Source organism: Xanthomonas sp. LMG 12460 (assembly GCF_009192895.1).
Lineage (GTDB): Bacteria > Pseudomonadota > Gammaproteobacteria > Xanthomonadales > Xanthomonadaceae > Xanthomonas_A > Xanthomonas_A sontii.
Genome location: NZ_NKUH01000135.1, coordinates 1 through 16,733 on the forward strand (window position 1 = coordinate 1; position 16,733 = coordinate 16,733).

Sequence of the window (16,733 nt, forward strand, 5' to 3'; positions counted from 1 at the left end):
GTACGTGCTGTCGAAGGACGAAGGCGGCCGTCACACCCCGTTCTTCAAGGGCTACCGTCCGCAGTTCTACTTCCGCACCACCGACATCACCGGTGCGGTGCAGCTGCCGGAAGGCGTGGAGATGGTGATGCCGGGCGACAACGTCAAGATGGTGGTGACGCTGATCAACCCGGTGGCGATGGACGAAGGCCTGCGCTTCGCGATCCGCGAAGGCGGCCGTACCGTCGGCGCCGGCGTGGTGGCCAAGATCATCAAGTAATGCCCTCCGGCGGCGAAGGCCGCCGGGCTCGACGGCAGGATGGCGGTCTCGGCCGCCGGAATCCGACGAGGTGCAGGCGGCTACGGCCGTCGGGTTCAGCGAAGGGCGGGCCGGAACCTTCGGTCCGCCTTCGCCGTCTCAGGGAAGTGCAGTCGTTCTTACTACACGCCAGTAGCTCAATTGGCAGAGCAGCGGTCTCCAAAACCGCAGGTTGGGGGTTCGAGTCCCTCCTGGCGTGCCAATCTGCCGCTCCCTATCCAGTGACCTCGGTCGCATAGCAGCAAGAGTCGGATGAACAGCAAGATCGAGCATTCCAAAGGCCCCGCCGCCTCTGTCGGTGGCGATATCGTCAAGTACGTCATCGCTGCGTTGCTGGTGGTCGCCGGCCTGTTTGTCTGGTTCTGGTTCGGCGATGCGAACCGTGCTGCACAGCTGGGGAGTTGGTCCGGTCCGCTGCGCGGACTGGCGGTGATCGCCGGCCTAGTCGCCGGTGCCGCGGTGTTCCTGCTGACCGGCAAAGGTCGCGAAGGCCGCGAGTTCCTGTCCGAATCCCGTTTCGAACTGCGCAAGGTGGTGTGGCCGACCCGCCAGGAAGCCATCCGCACCACCTGGGTGGTGATCGTGGTGGTGATCATTCTGAGTCTGTTGCTGGGCGGGTTCGATTTCCTGATCCAGAAGCTGATGCAGTGGTTCGTGAGCCGTTGAGGAGAGTGCAGCAGTGAAGCGTTGGTATGTCGTTCACGCCTATTCAGGCTTCGAGAAGTCCGTGGCCCAAGCGCTGCGCGACCGTATTGCGCGTGACGAGATGCAGGAGCGCTTCGGTGACGTGCTGGTGCCCACCGAGGAAGTGATCGAGATGCGCTCCGGCCAGAAGCGCCGTTCCGAGCGCAAGTTCTTCCCGGGTTACGTGCTGGTCCAGATCGAAACCCACGACGAAGGCGGCATTCCGCGCATCGACAACGAAAGCTGGCACTTGGTCAAGGAAACGCCGAAGGTGATGGGCTTCATCGGCGGTACCGCCGATCGTCCGCTGCCGATCCGCGACGAAGAGGCCGATGCGATCCTGCAGCGCGTTCAGGATGGCGTGGAGAAGCCGCGTCCGAAGGTGCTGTTCGAGCCGGGCCAGATGGTCCGCGTCACCGACGGCCCGTTCAACGACTTCAACGGCGTGGTCGAGGAAGTCAACTACGAGAAGAGCCGCCTGCGCGTGGCGGTGCTGATCTTCGGCCGTTCCACCCCGGTGGAACTGGAATTCGGTCAGGTCGAGAAGGCCTGAGCCCGCCCCGGCGCGGCTGCGCCGGGCGCCAAAATCTCTGCTATACTGCGCGGCTCCCTGTCCAGGCAAGCCGCCGGGCAGAACGGAAGCCGCCGCGAGGCGGCTTTCTGCGCACTTCAAAAACGTGATGGCGGGACACGTGATTTTCCCGTCGCGATGGGGAGCCTGCGGTTTAGGCGCTAGCACCCGGAGACACTAAAATGGCAAAGAAAGTCGTCGGTTACATCAAGCTGCAGGTGAAGGCCGGTCAGGCCAACCCCTCGCCGCCGGTCGGTCCTGCGCTGGGTCAGCGTGGCCTGAACATCATGGAATTCTGCAAGGCGTTCAATGCCGCCACGCAGAAGCTGGAGCCGGGCCTGCCGACTCCGGTCATCATCACGGCCTATTCGGACCGTACCTTCACCTTCGTCACCAAGAGCACCCCGGCCAGCGTGCTGCTGAAGAAGGCCGCGGGCGTCAGCTCCGGCTCCAAGCGCCCGAACACCGAGAAGGTGGGCAAGGTGACCCGCAAGCAGCTCGAAGAGATCGCCAAGGCGAAGGAAGCCGACCTGACGGCGGCGGAGCTGGAAGCGGCGGTACGCACGATTGCGGGTTCCGCCCGCAGCATGGGCCTGACGGTGGAGGGTTAAGCAATGGCACAGACCAAGCGACAGAAAGCGATCCGTGCTGCCGTGCAGCCGGGCAAGGCGTATTCGATCGACGAAGCGCTGAAGATCGTCAAGACCACCAGCAAGGCCAAGTTCGTCGAAGCCGTCGACGTGGCCGTGCGCCTGGGCGTGGACGCGAAGAAGTCCGACCAGCAGGTGCGCGGTTCCACCGTGCTGCCGGCCGGTACCGGCAAGAGCGTGCGCGTGGCCGTGTTCGCTCCCGCCGGCGCCAAGGCCGATGAGGCGCTGGCCGCCGGTGCCGACGCCGTCGGCATGGACGACCTGGCCGAGAAGATGCAGGGCGGCGACCTGAACTACGACGTGGTCATCGCCACCCCGGACGCGATGCGCGTCGTCGGCAAGCTGGGCACCCTGCTGGGCCCGCGCGGCCTGATGCCGAACCCCAAGGTCGGCACCGTGTCCGCCAACCCGGCCGAAGCGGTCAAGAACGCCAAGTCGGGCCAGGTGCGCTACCGCACCGACAAGGCCGGCATCATCCACTGCACCATCGGCAAGGCCAGCTTCGAAGACGACGCGCTGAAGAGCAACCTGCAGGCGCTGCTGCTGGACCTGGTCAAGGCCAAGCCGGCGACCTCGAAGGGCACCTACCTGCAGAAGATCTCGGTGAGCTCGACCATGGGTCCGGGCGTCACCATCGATCAGGCGTCGCTGTCCCTGAAGTAATCGCAACACGGCGCCGCCCGTCAGGTGCGGCGCCGGTGTCACCCTTTTGAAGGCGTCGCCCGGGGCAACCCGACGCGAAGCCGTCAAAGACCGCAGGCGCGGTCTGCGCACACCGACGACGGGCACGGAAGCTCGACACGGCAAGGAGTCGCCGTCGGTACAGCGGGATCGCTTAATCAGTCCCCTCGGGGACGCGCCGGCGTAGATGGTGCCGCCTTTCTGGAGTTTTTCTGGTGCAGGCCAGCCCGGTGTTCCGGGCGCGCTCACTCCAGGTCTGGAACGGCCACCAACTGGGATGCCATGCGGCATCCCCGGCATCCAGGATGGAGGCCGCCCAGGACCGCAAGCGGCAGGAGCCGCGAGCGGAGTAAGTTTGAAGCAGGGATTCGGGATTCGGGATTGGGGATTGGCAAGAGCGGTGGTATCGCTCCTGATGCATCCCAGGTCGCGCATTTCAACTCCCGGCTTTAACGGAGGAGTGCAATGGCTCTCAATCTGTCCCAGAAGCAAGAAGTCGTCGCCGAACTGGCCGACGTCGCCGCGAAGGCCCACTCCTTGGTTGCTGCCGAGTACGCCGGCATCACGGTCTCGCAAATGACCGCGATGCGCAAGAAGGCGCGCGAAACCGGTGTGTACTTGCGTGTTGTCAAGAACACCCTGGCCGCGCGTGCCGTTGCCGGTACCGAATACGAGTGCGTCCAGGACGCGCTGGTCGGTCCGCTGCTGTATGCGTTCTCGACGGAAGAACCCGGCGCTGCCGGTCGTCTGATCAAGGAATTCGCCAAGGGTAACGACAAGCTGCAGGCCAAGGTCGTGTCGCTGGGTGGTCAGCTGTATCCGGCCGCTCATCTCGAGGTGTTGGCGTCGCTGCCGACCCGCGAGCAGGCGCTGGCCATGCTGGCACGCGTCCTGGCCGAGCCGGCGAGCATGTTCGCCCGTGCGGTCAAGGCCGTGGGCGACAAGCAGGGTGGCGGCGACGCCGCGCCTGCCGACGCCGAAGCGGAAGCCCCGGCCGAAACGGCTTAAGTTCGCGACACCTGAAACGGTTCACTAGAACCTCATCCAGAAAAAATTCCAAAGGTAATCACAATGTCCCTGTCTAACGAGCAGATCGTCGACGCAATCGCCGAAAAGACCCTCATGGAAGTGATGGAGCTGGTCAAGGCCATCGAAGACAAGTTCGGCGTCTCCGCCGCCGCCCCGGTCGCCGCTGCCGGTCCGGCCGTGGCCGCCGCGCCGGTCGAAGAGCAGACCGAGTTCAACGTCATCCTGATCGACGCCGGCGCCAAGAAGGTCGACGTCATCAAGGCCGTCCGCGCCATCACCGGCCTGGGCCTGAAGGAAGCCAAGGACCTCACCGAGGCCGGCGGCGTCCTGAAGGAAGCCGTGTCGAAGGAAGACGCCGACAAGTTCAAGAAGGACCTGGAAGCCGCTGGCGCGAAGGTCGAAGTCAAGTAAGCAGTCCCTTGCATCGCCAGCCGTTCAAGGCGATGCACTGAAGGCTGGGGGCGAAAGCCCCCGGCCTTTGGCCGTTTCAGGCGGGAACCGGGAATCGGGAAGGGAGAATCGGAACAGCCACGCTACGTGCGCTCCACGATTCCCCTTTGTCCATTCCCCAGTCCCCGCTTCACCACCGAGTTGGTAGTTGGAAGTAGCGGGAGAAGGCGTGCTGGTGCCGGCAATACCAGCGACTTCCAACTGACAATTTATGTTCACTCAGGGCCGCGGACGCGTGGCCCGCATCAGCCAAGGTGATACCTCATGACGTCTTATTCGTTCACCGAAAAGAAGCGTATCCGCAAGGACTTCGGCAAGCAGCGCTCGATCCTCGAAGTGCCGTTCCTGCTCGCCATCCAGGTGGATTCCTACCGCGAGTTCCTGCAGGAGAACACCGACCCGAACAAGCGTTCGGACCACGGCCTGCACGCGGCCCTGAAATCGGTGTTCCCGATCTCCAGCTACAGCGGCAACGCGGCGCTGGAGTACGTCGGCTACAAGCTCGGCGAACCGGTGTTCGACGAGCGTGAATGCCGCCAGCGCGGCATGAGCTACGGCGCGCCGCTGCGCGTGACCGTGCGCCTGGTGATCTACGACCGCGAGTCCTCGACCAAGGCGATCAAGTACGTCAAGGAGCAGGAGGTCTACCTCGGCGAAATCCCGCTGATGACCGACAACGGCACCTTCATCGTCAACGGCACCGAGCGCGTCATCGTCTCGCAGCTGCACCGCTCGCCGGGCGTGTTCTTCGACCACGACCGCGGCAAGACCCACAGCTCGGGCAAGCTGCTGTACAGCGCCCGCATCATCCCGTACCGCGGCTCCTGGCTGGACTTCGAGTTCGACCCGAAGGACGCGCTGTTCACCCGTATCGACCGCCGCCGCAAGCTGCCGGTGTCGATCCTGCTGCGCGCGCTCGGCTACTCGAACGAGGAGATGCTGTCCGAGTTCTTCGAGATCAACACCTTCCACATCGACCCGAAGGAAGGCGTGCAGCTGGAGCTGGTGCCCGAGCGCCTGCGCGGCGAGACCCTGAACTTCGACCTGGCCGACGGCGACAAGGTCATCGTCGAAGCCGGCAAGCGCATCACCGCGCGCCACGTCAAGCAGCTCGAGGCCTCCGGCATCGCCGCGCTGGCCGTGCCCGACGAGTACCTGGTCGGCCGCATCCTGTCGCACGACGTGGTCGATGCCTCGACCGGCGAACTGCTGGCCAGCGCCAACGACGAAATCAGCGAAGATCAGCTGACCGCGTTCCGCAAGGCCGGCGTCGACGCCGTGGGCACGCTGTGGGTCAACGACCTGGATCGTGGCCCGTACCTGTCCAACACCCTGCGCATCGATCCGACCAAGACCCAGCTCGAGGCGCTGGTCGAGATCTACCGCATGATGCGTCCGGGCGAGCCGCCGACCAAGGACGCCGCGCAGAACCTGTTCCACAACCTGTTCTTCACCTTCGAGCGCTACGACCTGTCCACGGTCGGCCGCATGAAGTTCAACCGCCGTGTCGGCCGCAAGGAAGTCACCGGCGAGTCGGTGCTGTACGACAAGAAGTACTTCGGCGAGCGCAACGACGAGGAGTCCAAGCGCCTGGTCGCCGAGCACGCCGACAGCTCCGACATCCTGGACGTGATCAAGGTCCTGACCGAGATCCGCAACGGTCGCGGCGTGGTCGACGACATCGACCACCTGGGCAACCGTCGCGTGCGTTCGGTCGGCGAAATGGCCGAGAACGTGTTCCGCGTGGGCCTGGTCCGCGTCGAGCGCGCGGTCAAGGAGCGCCTGTCGATGGCCGAGTCCGAAGGCCTGACCCCGCAGGAACTGATCAACGCCAAGCCGGTGGCCGCCGCGATCAAGGAGTTCTTCGGCTCCTCGCAGCTGTCGCAGTTCATGGACCAGAACAACCCGCTGTCGGAAGTGACGCACAAGCGTCGCGTCTCCGCGCTGGGTCCGGGCGGTCTGACCCGCGAGCGCGCCGGCTTCGAAGTGCGCGACGTGCATCCGACCCACTACGGCCGCGTCTGCACCATCGAAACCCCGGAAGGCCCGAACATCGGCCTGATCAACTCGCTGGCGGTGTATGCCCGCACCAACCAGTACGGCTTCCTCGAGACGCCGTACCGTAAGGTCGTGGACGGCCAGATCACCGACGAAGTCGAATACCTGTCGGCGATCGAAGAGAACGAGTACGTCATCGCCCAGGCCAACGCGCTGCACGACGCCAAGAGCCGCCTGACCGAGCAATTCGTGCCGTGCCGCTACCAGGGCGAGTCGCTGCTGAAGCCGCCGGCGGAAGTGCACTTCATGGACGTGTCGCCGATGCAGACCGTGTCGATCGCGGCCGCGCTGGTGCCGTTCCTGGAGCACGACGACGCCAACCGCGCACTGATGGGCGCGAACATGCAGCGCCAGGCCGTGCCGACGCTGCGTGCGCAGAAGCCGCTGGTCGGTACCGGCATCGAGCGCGCCGTGGCGCGCGACTCGGGCGTGACCGTGAACGCGCGCCGTGGCGGCGTGATCGAGCAGATCGACGCCGGCCGCATCGTGGTCAAGGTCAACGAGGCCGAGATCGGTGGCGGCACCGACGCCGGCGTCGACATCTACAACCTGATCAAGTACACCCGTTCCAATCAGAACACCTGCATCAACCAGCGTCCGCTGGTCAACGTGGGCGACGTGATCGCGCGCGGCGACGTGCTGGCCGACGGCCCCTCGACCGACATCGGCGAGCTGGCCCTGGGCCAGAACATGCTGATCGCGTTCATGCCGTGGAACGGCTACAACTTCGAAGACTCCATCCTGCTCTCCGAGCGCGTGGTGGAAGAGGATCGCTACACCACGATCCACATCGAAGAGCTGACCTGCGTCGCGCGCGACACCAAGCTGGGACCGGAGGAAATCTCCGCCGACATCCCCAACGTGTCCGAGCAGGCGCTGAACCGTCTGGACGAGAGCGGCGTGGTGTACATCGGTGCGGAAGTGCGCGCCGGCGACATCATGGTCGGCAAGGTCACGCCGAAGGGCGAGAGCCAGCTGACCCCGGAAGAGAAGCTGCTGCGCGCGATCTTCGGCGAGAAGGCCTCGGACGTGAAGGACAGCTCGCTGCGCGTGCCTCCGGGCATGGACGGCACCGTCATCGACGTGCAGGTGTTCACCCGCGACGGCATCGAGAAGGACAAGCGCGCCCGCCAGATCGAGGAAAACGAGATCAAGCGGGTCAAGAAGGACTTCGACGACCAGTTCCGCATCCTCGAGAGCGCGATCTACGCGCGTCTGCGTGGCCAGCTGATCGGCAAGGTCGCCAATGGCGGTCCGAACCTGAAGAAGGGCGACACCATCAGCGACGCCTACCTGGACGGCCTGAAGAAGTCCGACTGGTTCGCGCTGCGCATGAAGGACGAGGACGCCTCCGAGGCGATCGAGCGCGCGCAGAAGCAGATCCAGGCGCACGAGAAGGAGTTCGAGCGTCGCTTCGCCGACAAGCGCGGCAAGATCACCGCCGGCGACGACCTCGCCCCGGGCGTGCTGAAGATGGTCAAGGTGTTCCTGGCGGTGAAGCGCCGCATCCAGCCCGGCGACAAGATGGCCGGTCGCCACGGCAACAAGGGTGTCGTGTCGATGATCCAGCCGATCGAGGACATGCCGTACATGGCCAATGGCGAGACCGTGGACATCGTGCTGAACCCGCTGGGCGTGCCGTCGCGTATGAACATCGGTCAGGTGCTGGAAGTGCACCTGGGCTGGGCCGCCAAGGGCCTGGGTCGCAAGATCCAGAACATGCTCGAGGCCCAGGCCAAGGTGGCCGACCTGCGCAAGTTCCTGGCGCAGATCTACAACCACGACCAGAAGCTGGGCGAGGATCGCGTGGATCTGGACCAGTTCAGCGACGCGGAACTGCTGGCGTTGTCGAAGAACCTGACCGACGGCGTGCCGATGGCCACCCCGGTGTTCGACGGTGCCACCGAGGCCGAGATCAAGCACATGCTCGAGCTCGCCGACCTGCCGATCAGCGGCCAGACCCAGCTGTACGACGGCCGCACCGGCGAGGCGTTCGATCGCCACACCACGGTGGGCTACATGCACATGCTGAAGCTGAATCATCTGGTCGACGACAAGATGCACGCGCGCTCCACCGGCCCGTACTCGCTGGTCACCCAGCAGCCGCTGGGCGGCAAGGCGCAGTTCGGCGGCCAGCGCTTCGGCGAAATGGAAGTCTGGGCGCTGGAAGCCTACGGCGCGGCCTACACCCTGCAGGAAATGCTGACGGTGAAGTCCGACGACGTGCAGGGCCGCAACCAGATGTACAAGAACATCGTCGACGGCGAGCACGAGATGGTCGCCGGCATGCCGGAGTCCTTCAACGTGCTGGTGAAGGAAATCCGCTCGCTGGCGATCAACATGGAACTGGAAGACTGAAAGGCCGGGACTCGGGACCCGGGACCCGGGACTCGGAAAAGCCAGGAGCGCGATCGCTCTGCTTTTCCGGGTCCCGGACCCCGGGTCCCGGGTCCCGACAGATCCTTTCCGCCCCCGTCCTCGATACGAAATTCCTCCGACCCGGAGATACCCAATGAAAGACCTGCTCAACCTCTTCAACCAGCAGCGCCAGACGCTGGACTTCGACGCGATCAAGATCGCGCTGGCCTCGCCGGACCTGATCCGTTCGTGGTCCTTCGGCGAAGTGAAGAAGCCGGAAACCATCAACTACCGGACCTTCAAGCCCGAGCGCGACGGCCTGTTCTGCGCCGCCATCTTCGGCCCGATCAAGGACTACGAGTGCCTGTGCGGCAAGTACAAGCGCATGAAGCACCGCGGCGTGGTCTGCGAGAAGTGCGGCACCGAAGTGACCCTGGCCAAGGTGCGCCGCGAGCGCATGGGCCACATCGACCTGGCTTCGCCGGTCGCGCACATCTGGTTCCTGAAGTCGCTGCCGTCGCGCATCGGCCTGATGCTGGACATGACCCTGCGCGACATCGAGCGCGTGCTGTACTTCGAAGCCTACGTGGTGACCGAGCCGGGCCTGACCGCCCTGGAGCGCCGCCAGCTGCTGACCGAAGAGCAGTACCTGACCGCGCGCCAGGAGCACGGCGACGACTTCGACGCCGCCATGGGCGCCGAGGCCGTGTACGAACTGCTGCGCACCATCGACCTGCAGTCGGAAATGACCCGCCTGCGCGAAGAGATCGCCAGCACCGGTTCGGAAACCAAGCTCAAGCGTCTGACCAAGCGCATCAAGCTGATCGAGGCCTTCATCGAGTCCGGCAACCGTCCGGAGTGGATGGTGATGACCGTGCTGCCGGTGCTGCCGCCGGATCTGCGTCCGCTGGTGCCGCTGGACGGCGGCCGCTTCGCGACCTCCGATCTGAACGACCTGTACCGCCGCGTCATCAACCGCAACAACCGCCTGCGCCGCCTGCTCGAGCTGAACGCGCCGGACATCATCGTGCGCAACGAAAAGCGCATGCTGCAGGAATCGGTCGATGCGCTGCTGGACAACGGCCGCCGCGGCCGTGCCATCACCGGCACCAACAAGCGTCCGCTGAAGTCGCTGGCCGACATGATCAAGGGCAAGCAGGGCCGGTTCCGCCAGAACCTGCTCGGCAAGCGCGTGGACTACTCCGGCCGTTCGGTGATCGTGGTCGGCCCGACCCTGCGCCTGCACGAGTGCGGCCTGCCGAAGAAGATGGCGCTGGAGCTGTTCAAGCCGTTCGTGTTCGCCAAGCTGCAGCGTCGCGGCCTGGCCACCACCATCAAGGCCGCCAAGAAGCTGGTCGAGCGCGAAGAAGCCGAGGTCTGGGACATCCTGGAAGAGGTGATCCGCGAGCACCCGGTGCTGCTGAACCGTGCGCCGACCCTGCACCGCCTGGGCATCCAGGCGTTCGAGCCGGTGCTGATCGAAGGCAAGGCGATCCAGCTGCACCCGCTGGTCTGCACCGCGTTCAACGCCGACTTCGACGGTGACCAGATGGCCGTGCACGTGCCGCTGTCGCTGGAAGCGCAGCTGGAAGCGCGCGCGCTGATGATGTCCACCAACAACATCCTGTCGCCGGCCAACGGCGAGCCGATCATCGTGCCGTCGCAGGACGTGGTGCTGGGTCTGTACTACATGACCCGCGCGCTGGAGAACAAGAAGGGCGAGGGCATGGTCTTCGCCAACATCGCCGAAGTGAAGCGCGCCTACGACAACCGTGCGGTCGAACTGCACGCCAAGGTCAAGGTCCGCATCACCGAGACGGTGATCGACGAGGACGGCAACCGCACCAAGAAGGCCTCGATCGTGGACACCACGATCGGGCGCGCGCTGCTGGCCGAGATCCTGCCGGAAGGCCTGCCGTTCGCGCTGGCCAACACCGAGCTGACCAAGAAGAACATCAGCCGCCTGATCAACTCCAGCTACCGCCAGCTGGGTCTGAAGGACAGCGTCGTGTTCGCCGACAAGCTGATGTACACCGGCTTCGCCTACGCGACCCGCGCCGGCGTGTCGATCGGCATCGACGACATGCTGATCCCGTCGGAGAAGAAGGGCATCCTCGGCGAAGCCGAGCAGGAAGTTCTGGAAATCCAGGAGCAGTACCAGTCCGGTCTGGTCACCGCCGGCGAGCGCTACAACAAGGTCGTGGACATCTGGTCGCGCACCAACGAGCGCATCGCCAAGGCGATGATGGACACCATCGGCACCGAGAAGGTGGTCAACGCCAAGGGCGAGACCATCGACCAGAAGTCGATGAACTCGCTGTACATCATGGCCGACTCCGGCGCGCGTGGTTCGCAGGCGCAGATCCGTCAGCTGGCCGGCATGCGCGGCCTGATGGCCCGCCCGGACGGCTCGATCATCGAGACGCCGATCAAGGCGAACTTCCGCGAAGGCCTGAACGTGCAGGAGTACTTCAACTCCACCCACGGTGCCCGTAAGGGTCTGGCCGATACCGCGCTGAAGACCGCCAACTCCGGTTACCTGACCCGCCGCCTGGTCGACGTGGCGCAGGACGTGGTGATCACCGAGCCCGATTGCGGCACCACCGACGGCCTGACCATGACCCCGATCGTGGAAGGCGGCGACGTGGTCGAGCCGTTGCGCGACCGTGTGCTCGGCCGCGTGGTGGCCGAGGACGTGTTCCTGCCGGGCAACGACGAGGATCCGATCGTCACCCGCAACACCCTGCTCGACGAGCAGTGGGTGGCCAAGCTGGAAGAGGCCGGCGTGCAGTCGGTCAAGGTCCGCTCGACCATCACCTGCGAATCGGCGTTCGGCGTGTGCGCGCGCTGCTACGGCCGCGACCTGGCCCGTGGCCACCTGGTCAACATCGGCGAAGCGGTCGGCGTCATCGCCGCGCAGTCGATCGGCGAGCCGGGTACCCAGCTGACCATGCGTACCTTCCACATCGGCGGCGCGGCCTCGCGTGCGGCGGCGGTGGACAACATCACCGTCAAGACCACCGGTTCGATCAAGTTCAACAACCTCAAGTCGGTCGAGCACGCCAACGGCTCGCTGGTGGCGGTGTCGCGTTCGGGCGAACTGTCGGTGCTCGACGGCCACGGCCGCGAGCGCGAGCGCTACAAGCTGCCGTACGGCGCCACCATCACCGCCAAGGACGGTGACGCGGTCAAGGCCGGCCAGTCGGTGGCGAACTGGGATCCGCACAACCACCCGATCGTGTCGGAAGTGGCCGGTTTCATCCGCTTCATCGACTTCATCGACGGCGTCACCGTCATCGAGAAGACCGACGAACTGACCGGCCTGGCCTCGCGCGAGATCACCGATCCGAAGCGTCGCGGCACCCAGGCCAAGGACCTGCGCCCGATCGTGCGCATCGTCGACGCCAAGGGCAACGACCTGACCATCCCGGGCACCGATCTGCCGGCGCAGTACCTGCTGCCGCCGCGCTCGATCGTCAACCTGCAGGACGGCGCGCCGGTCGGCGTGGGCGACGTGGTCGCCAAGATCCCGCAGGAAGCGTCCAAGACCCGCGACATCACCGGTGGTCTGCCGCGCGTGGCCGACCTGTTCGAAGCGCGCAAGCCGAAGGATCCGGCGATCCTGGCCGAGCGTTCGGGCATCATCAGCTTCGGCAAGGACACCAAGGGCAAGCAGCGCCTGATCATCAAGGACACCGACGGGTCGGAGCACGAAGAGCTGATCCCGAAGTACCGCCAGATCATCGTGTTCGAAGGCGAGCACGTGGCCAAGGGCGAAACCGTGGTGGACGGCGAGCCGAGCCCGCAGGACATCCTGCGTCTGCTGGGCGTCGAGCCGCTGGCCGCGTACCTGGTCAAGGAAATCCAGGACGTGTACCGCCTGCAGGGCGTGAAGATCAACGACAAGCACATCGAGGTCATCACCCGGCAGATGCTGCGCAAGGTCGAGATCACCGACCAGGGCAACAGCAAGTTCCTCAACGGCGAGCAGGCCGAGCGCCAGCGCGTCATCGAGGAGAATGCCCGCCTGGTGACCCGCAACGAACTGCCGGCCAAGTACGAGCCGGTGCTGCTGGGCATCACCAAGGCCTCGCTGGCGACCGAGTCGTTCATCTCGGCCGCGTCGTTCCAGGAGACCACCCGCGTCCTCACCGAGGCGGCGGTCCGCGGCACCAGCGACACGCTGCGCGGCCTGAAGGAAAACGTGATCGTGGGTCGCCTGATCCCGGCCGGTACCGGCCTGGCGTACCACAACACGCGCCGCCGCAACGCCAGCGGCCTGACCGAGTCGGAGATGCAGACCCTGTCCGGCGGCAGTGCCGAGCCGGCGGTCGAGACCTCCGCCCCGGCGGCTGCCGGCAGCGAAGAGTAAGCAACACGCCGGACCGGTCCCGCCCGCGGGGCCGGTCTACCACGCGAAAGGGGGCGCAGCGGAAGCGCCCCGTATTCCGGCCCCGGATGGGCCAGCAAGTAAAATTTCCGTTGTGTTGACGGAGCTTTGACTTGCCCGCTATACTTTCCTGTCTCGGCAGGCCGTCCTTCGGCCTGCCTTCGTTTTCACGCATCCAGGCCCGACGGCCTCAATCAGAAGAATCCACTGATGGCGACGATCAACCAGCTGGTCCGCAAGCCGCGGCAGGCGACCACCTACAAGAGCGCCTCTCCGGCGCTGGACAAGTGCCCGCAGCGCCGTGGCGTCTGCACGCGCGTGTACACCACCACCCCGAAGAAGCCGAACTCGGCCCTGCGCAAGGTCGCCAAGGTGCGCCTGACCAACCAGGAAGAGGTCATCAGCTACATCGGCGGCGAAGGCCACAACCTGCAGGAGCACTCCGTGGTCCTGATCCGCGGCGGTCGCGTCAAGGATCTGCCGGGCGTGCGCTACCACACCGTGCGCGGTTCGCTCGACGCCGCCGGCGTCGCCAAGCGTCGCCAGGGTCGTTCCAAGTACGGCGCCAAGCGCCCGAAGAGCTAAGGGAAAGTACACATGTCTCGTAAAGGTAATACGCCGCAGCGCGCCGTTCTCCCGGACCCCAAGCACGGGAGCGAAACCATCGCCCGCTTCATCAACATGGTGATGCTGAGCGGCAAGAAGTCGGTCGCCGAAAAGATCGTGTACGGCGCGATGGACGTGATCGGCGAGAAGAACCCCAACGCCATCGAGCTGGTGCAGAAGGCGCTGGACAACGTCGCTCCGGCGGTCGAAGTCAAGTCCCGCCGCGTCGGCGGTGCCACCTACCAGGTGCCGGTCGAGGTGCGTTCCTCCCGTCGCATGGCGCTGGCGATGCGCTGGCTGATCGACTCGGCGCGCAAGCGCGGCGAGAACTCGATGCCGCGCAAGCTCGCGGCCGAGCTGGTCGATGCTTCGGAAAACCGTGGCGGCGCCATCAAGAAGCGCGAAGAAACTCACCGTATGGCGGAAGCGAACAAGGCGTTCGCGCACTACCGCTGGTGACCTTCCGGGCCTTGGAAACGGGGCCCGCTGGCACCATCTGAGTGCCGCTAGCCGCGCCGTTGCGCGTGGCACAAATCCGAAGGCCGCCGCAAGGCGGCGTTCGGCCATCCGAAATCCAAGAAATTTGAGAGGCTCCCTGTGGCCCGTACCACTCCCATCGAGCGTTACCGCAACTTCGGCATCATGGCTCACATCGATGCCGGCAAGACCACCACCTCCGAACGCATCCTGTTCTACACCGGCGTCAGCCACAAGATCGGCGAGGTGCATGACGGTGCCGCGACGATGGACTGGATGGAGCAGGAGCAGGAGCGTGGCATCACGATCACCTCCGCGGCCACCACCGCGTTCTGGACCGGCATGGACAAGTCCATGCCGCAGCACCGCTTCAACATCATCGACACCCCCGGGCACGTGGACTTCACCATCGAAGTCGAGCGCTCGCTGCGCGTGCTCGACGGCGCGGTGTTCGTGCTGTGCGCGGTCGGCGGCGTGCAGCCGCAGTCCGAGACCGTGTGGCGTCAGGCCAACAAGTACGCGGTGCCGCGTCTGGCGTTCGTCAACAAGATGGACCGCACCGGCGCCAACTTCGACAAGGTCGTCGAGCAGCTGAAGGCCCGCCTGGGCGCCTACCCGGTGCCGATGCAGGTGCCGATCGGCGCCGAAGACGGCTTCGAGGGCGTGGTCGACCTAGTCAAGATGAAGGCGATCCACTGGGATACCGCCTCGCAGGGCACCGTGTTCGAATACCGCGACATCCCCGCGCACCTGGTCGACAAGGCCACCGAAGCGCGCGCGTTCATGGTTGAGGCCGCGGCCGAAGCCAACGAAGACCTGATGGACAAGTACCTCAACGAGGGCGACCTGTCCGAGGCCGAGATCCTGGGCGGTCTGCGCGAGCGCACCCTGAAGGTGGAAGTGGTGCCGGTGTACTGCGGTACCGCGTTCAAGAACAAGGGCGTGCAGGCCATGCTCGACGGCGTGATCCAGCTGCTGCCGTCGCCCAGCGACCGTCCGCCGGTCAAGGGCATCGACGAGGACGAGAAGGAAGACAGCCGTCCGGCCACCGACAACGCCCCGTTCTCGGCGCTGGCGTTCAAGATCATGACCGACCCGTTCGTCGGCTCGCTGACCTTCTTCCGCGTCTACTCGGGCACGCTGAACTCCGGCGACCAGGTGTACAACCCGGTCAAGTCGAAGAAGGAGCGCGTGGGTCGCATCCTGCAGATGCACTCCAACAACCGCGAAGAGATCAAGGAAGTGCGCGCGGGCGACATCGCCGCGGCGGTGGGCCTGAAGGACGTCACCACCGGCGACACGCTGTGCGCGCAGGACCACATCATCACCCTGGAGCGCATGGTGTTCCCGGAGCCGGTGATCTCGATGGCGGTCGAGCCGAAGACCAAGTCGGACCAGGAAAAGATGGGCATCGCGCTGAGCCGTCTGGCGCAGGAAGATCCCTCGTTCCGCGTCAACACCGACGAAGAGTCCGGCCAGACCATCATCCGCGGCATGGGCGAGCTGCACCTGGAAATCATCGTCGACCGCATGAAGCGCGAGTTCAACGTCGAAGCCAACGTCGGCAAGCCGCAGGTGGCCTACCGCGAGACCATCCGCAAGGCGGTCAAGCAGGAAGGCAAGTTCGTGCGTCAGTCCGGCGGTAAGGGCCAGTACGGTCACGTCGTGCTCGAGATCGAGCCGCAGGAACGCGGCCAGGGCTACACCTTCGAGAACGCGATCGTCGGCGGCGTGGTGCCGAAGGAATACATCCCGGCGGTGGACAAGGGCATCCAGGAAGCGGTGGCCAACGGCGTGATGGCAGGCTATCCGATCGTGGACGTCAAGGTGCGCCTGATCGACGGTTCGTACCACGACGTCGACTCGTCGGAAATGGCGTTCAAGATCGCCGGCTCGATGGGCTTCAAGGAAGGCTTCAACAAGGCCAACCCGGTGCTGCTGGAGCCGATCATGAAGGTCGAGATCGTCACCCCGGAGGATTACCTGGGCGACGTGATGGGCGACGTGAGCCGTCGTCGCGGCATCCTGCAGGGTCAGGACGACAGCCCGTCGGGCAAGGTGATCAACGCGATGGTGCCGCTGGGCGAAATGTTCGGCTACGCCACCACGCTGCGCTCGATGTCGCAGGGTCGCGCCACCTTCTCGATGGAGTTCGACCACTACGCCGAAGCGCCGGCCAACATCGCCGACTCGGTCATCAAGAAGAACTGAGATTAGAGCGACGGGATGCGTGCCGCGGACCCGATCCGCGCCGCATCCCGCTCGCTCGTCCCCCAATACGAATCACGAGGTAGAGAAGACATGGCAAAGGGTAAGTTCGAGCGCACCAAGCCGCACGTCAACGTCGGCACCATCGGTCACGTCGACCACGGCAAGACCACGCTGACCGCGGCGCTGACCAAGATCGGCGCAGAGCGCTTCGGCGGCGAGTTCAAGGCGTACGACGCGATCGACGCGGCCCCGGAAGAGAAGGCGCGCGGC

At 65.3% G+C, this 16,733-nt stretch carries 12 protein-coding genes, 1 tRNA gene and 1 pseudogene; all 14 read left to right on the plus strand.

Features of this window, described 5'->3' with window-relative positions; translation table 11 throughout:
* Positions 1-259 (plus strand): annotated as a pseudogene (locus tag CEK66_RS19680) (elongation factor Tu); the annotation flags it as partial.
* A gap of 165 nt (positions 260-424) precedes the next feature.
* A tRNA-Trp gene (locus tag CEK66_RS19685) sits at positions 425-500 on the plus strand.
* Between the two features lie 50 nt (positions 501-550).
* Positions 551-964 (plus strand): preprotein translocase subunit SecE, encoded by a 414-nt coding sequence (secE, locus tag CEK66_RS19690; RefSeq protein WP_152238023.1) that lies wholly within the window; start codon positions 551-553, stop codon positions 962-964.
* Between the two features lie 13 nt (positions 965-977).
* On the plus strand, positions 978-1,535 hold the full coding sequence (gene nusG / locus CEK66_RS19695) for a transcription termination/antitermination protein NusG (protein WP_010341344.1): 558 nt from the start codon (positions 978-980) through the stop codon (positions 1,533-1,535).
* Between the two features lie 200 nt (positions 1,536-1,735).
* Positions 1,736-2,164 (plus strand): 50S ribosomal protein L11, encoded by a 429-nt coding sequence (gene rplK / locus CEK66_RS19700; RefSeq protein ID WP_010341342.1) that lies wholly within the window; start codon positions 1,736-1,738, stop codon positions 2,162-2,164.
* Positions 2,165-2,167: 3 nt separating this feature from the next.
* Complete coding sequence (gene rplA, locus CEK66_RS19705) at positions 2,168-2,866, plus strand: 50S ribosomal protein L1 (protein WP_017908392.1); 699 nt, start codon at positions 2,168-2,170, stop codon at positions 2,864-2,866.
* A 483-nt stretch (positions 2,867-3,349) separates the two neighbouring features.
* Positions 3,350-3,892 carry a 50S ribosomal protein L10 gene (rplJ, locus tag CEK66_RS19715; protein ID WP_010341340.1) on the plus strand — a complete coding sequence of 181 codons (543 nt, stop codon included), beginning with the start codon at positions 3,350-3,352 and terminating at the stop codon, positions 3,890-3,892.
* A gap of 63 nt (positions 3,893-3,955) precedes the next feature.
* On the plus strand, positions 3,956-4,324 hold the full coding sequence (rplL, locus tag CEK66_RS19720; RefSeq protein WP_010341338.1) for a 50S ribosomal protein L7/L12: 369 nt from the start codon (positions 3,956-3,958) through the stop codon (positions 4,322-4,324).
* Positions 4,325-4,627: 303 nt separating this feature from the next.
* Complete coding sequence (rpoB, locus tag CEK66_RS19725) at positions 4,628-8,779, plus strand: DNA-directed RNA polymerase subunit beta (protein ID WP_017908393.1); 4,152 nt, start codon at positions 4,628-4,630, stop codon at positions 8,777-8,779.
* Positions 8,780-8,933: 154 nt separating this feature from the next.
* Positions 8,934-13,151, plus strand: a complete 4,218-nt coding sequence (gene rpoC, locus CEK66_RS19730; RefSeq protein WP_017908394.1) for a DNA-directed RNA polymerase subunit beta' — start codon at positions 8,934-8,936, stop codon at positions 13,149-13,151.
* Between the two features lie 228 nt (positions 13,152-13,379).
* Positions 13,380-13,754: a 30S ribosomal protein S12 gene (rpsL, locus tag CEK66_RS19735; RefSeq protein WP_003469157.1), complete on the plus strand. Its 375-nt coding sequence runs from the start codon at positions 13,380-13,382 to the stop codon at positions 13,752-13,754.
* A 12-nt stretch (positions 13,755-13,766) separates the two neighbouring features.
* Entirely contained in the window at positions 13,767-14,234 is a 468-nt protein-coding gene (gene rpsG, locus CEK66_RS19740) for a 30S ribosomal protein S7 (protein ID WP_010341334.1), read from the plus strand.
* 138 nt (positions 14,235-14,372) lie between these two features.
* Positions 14,373-16,463: an elongation factor G gene (gene fusA / locus CEK66_RS19745; RefSeq protein WP_010341333.1), complete on the plus strand. Its 2,091-nt coding sequence runs from the start codon at positions 14,373-14,375 to the stop codon at positions 16,461-16,463.
* A 90-nt stretch (positions 16,464-16,553) separates the two neighbouring features.
* Positions 16,554-16,733 (plus strand): GTP-binding protein (locus tag CEK66_RS19750; RefSeq protein WP_255424688.1); only part of this gene is annotated, 180 nt, incomplete at its 3' end.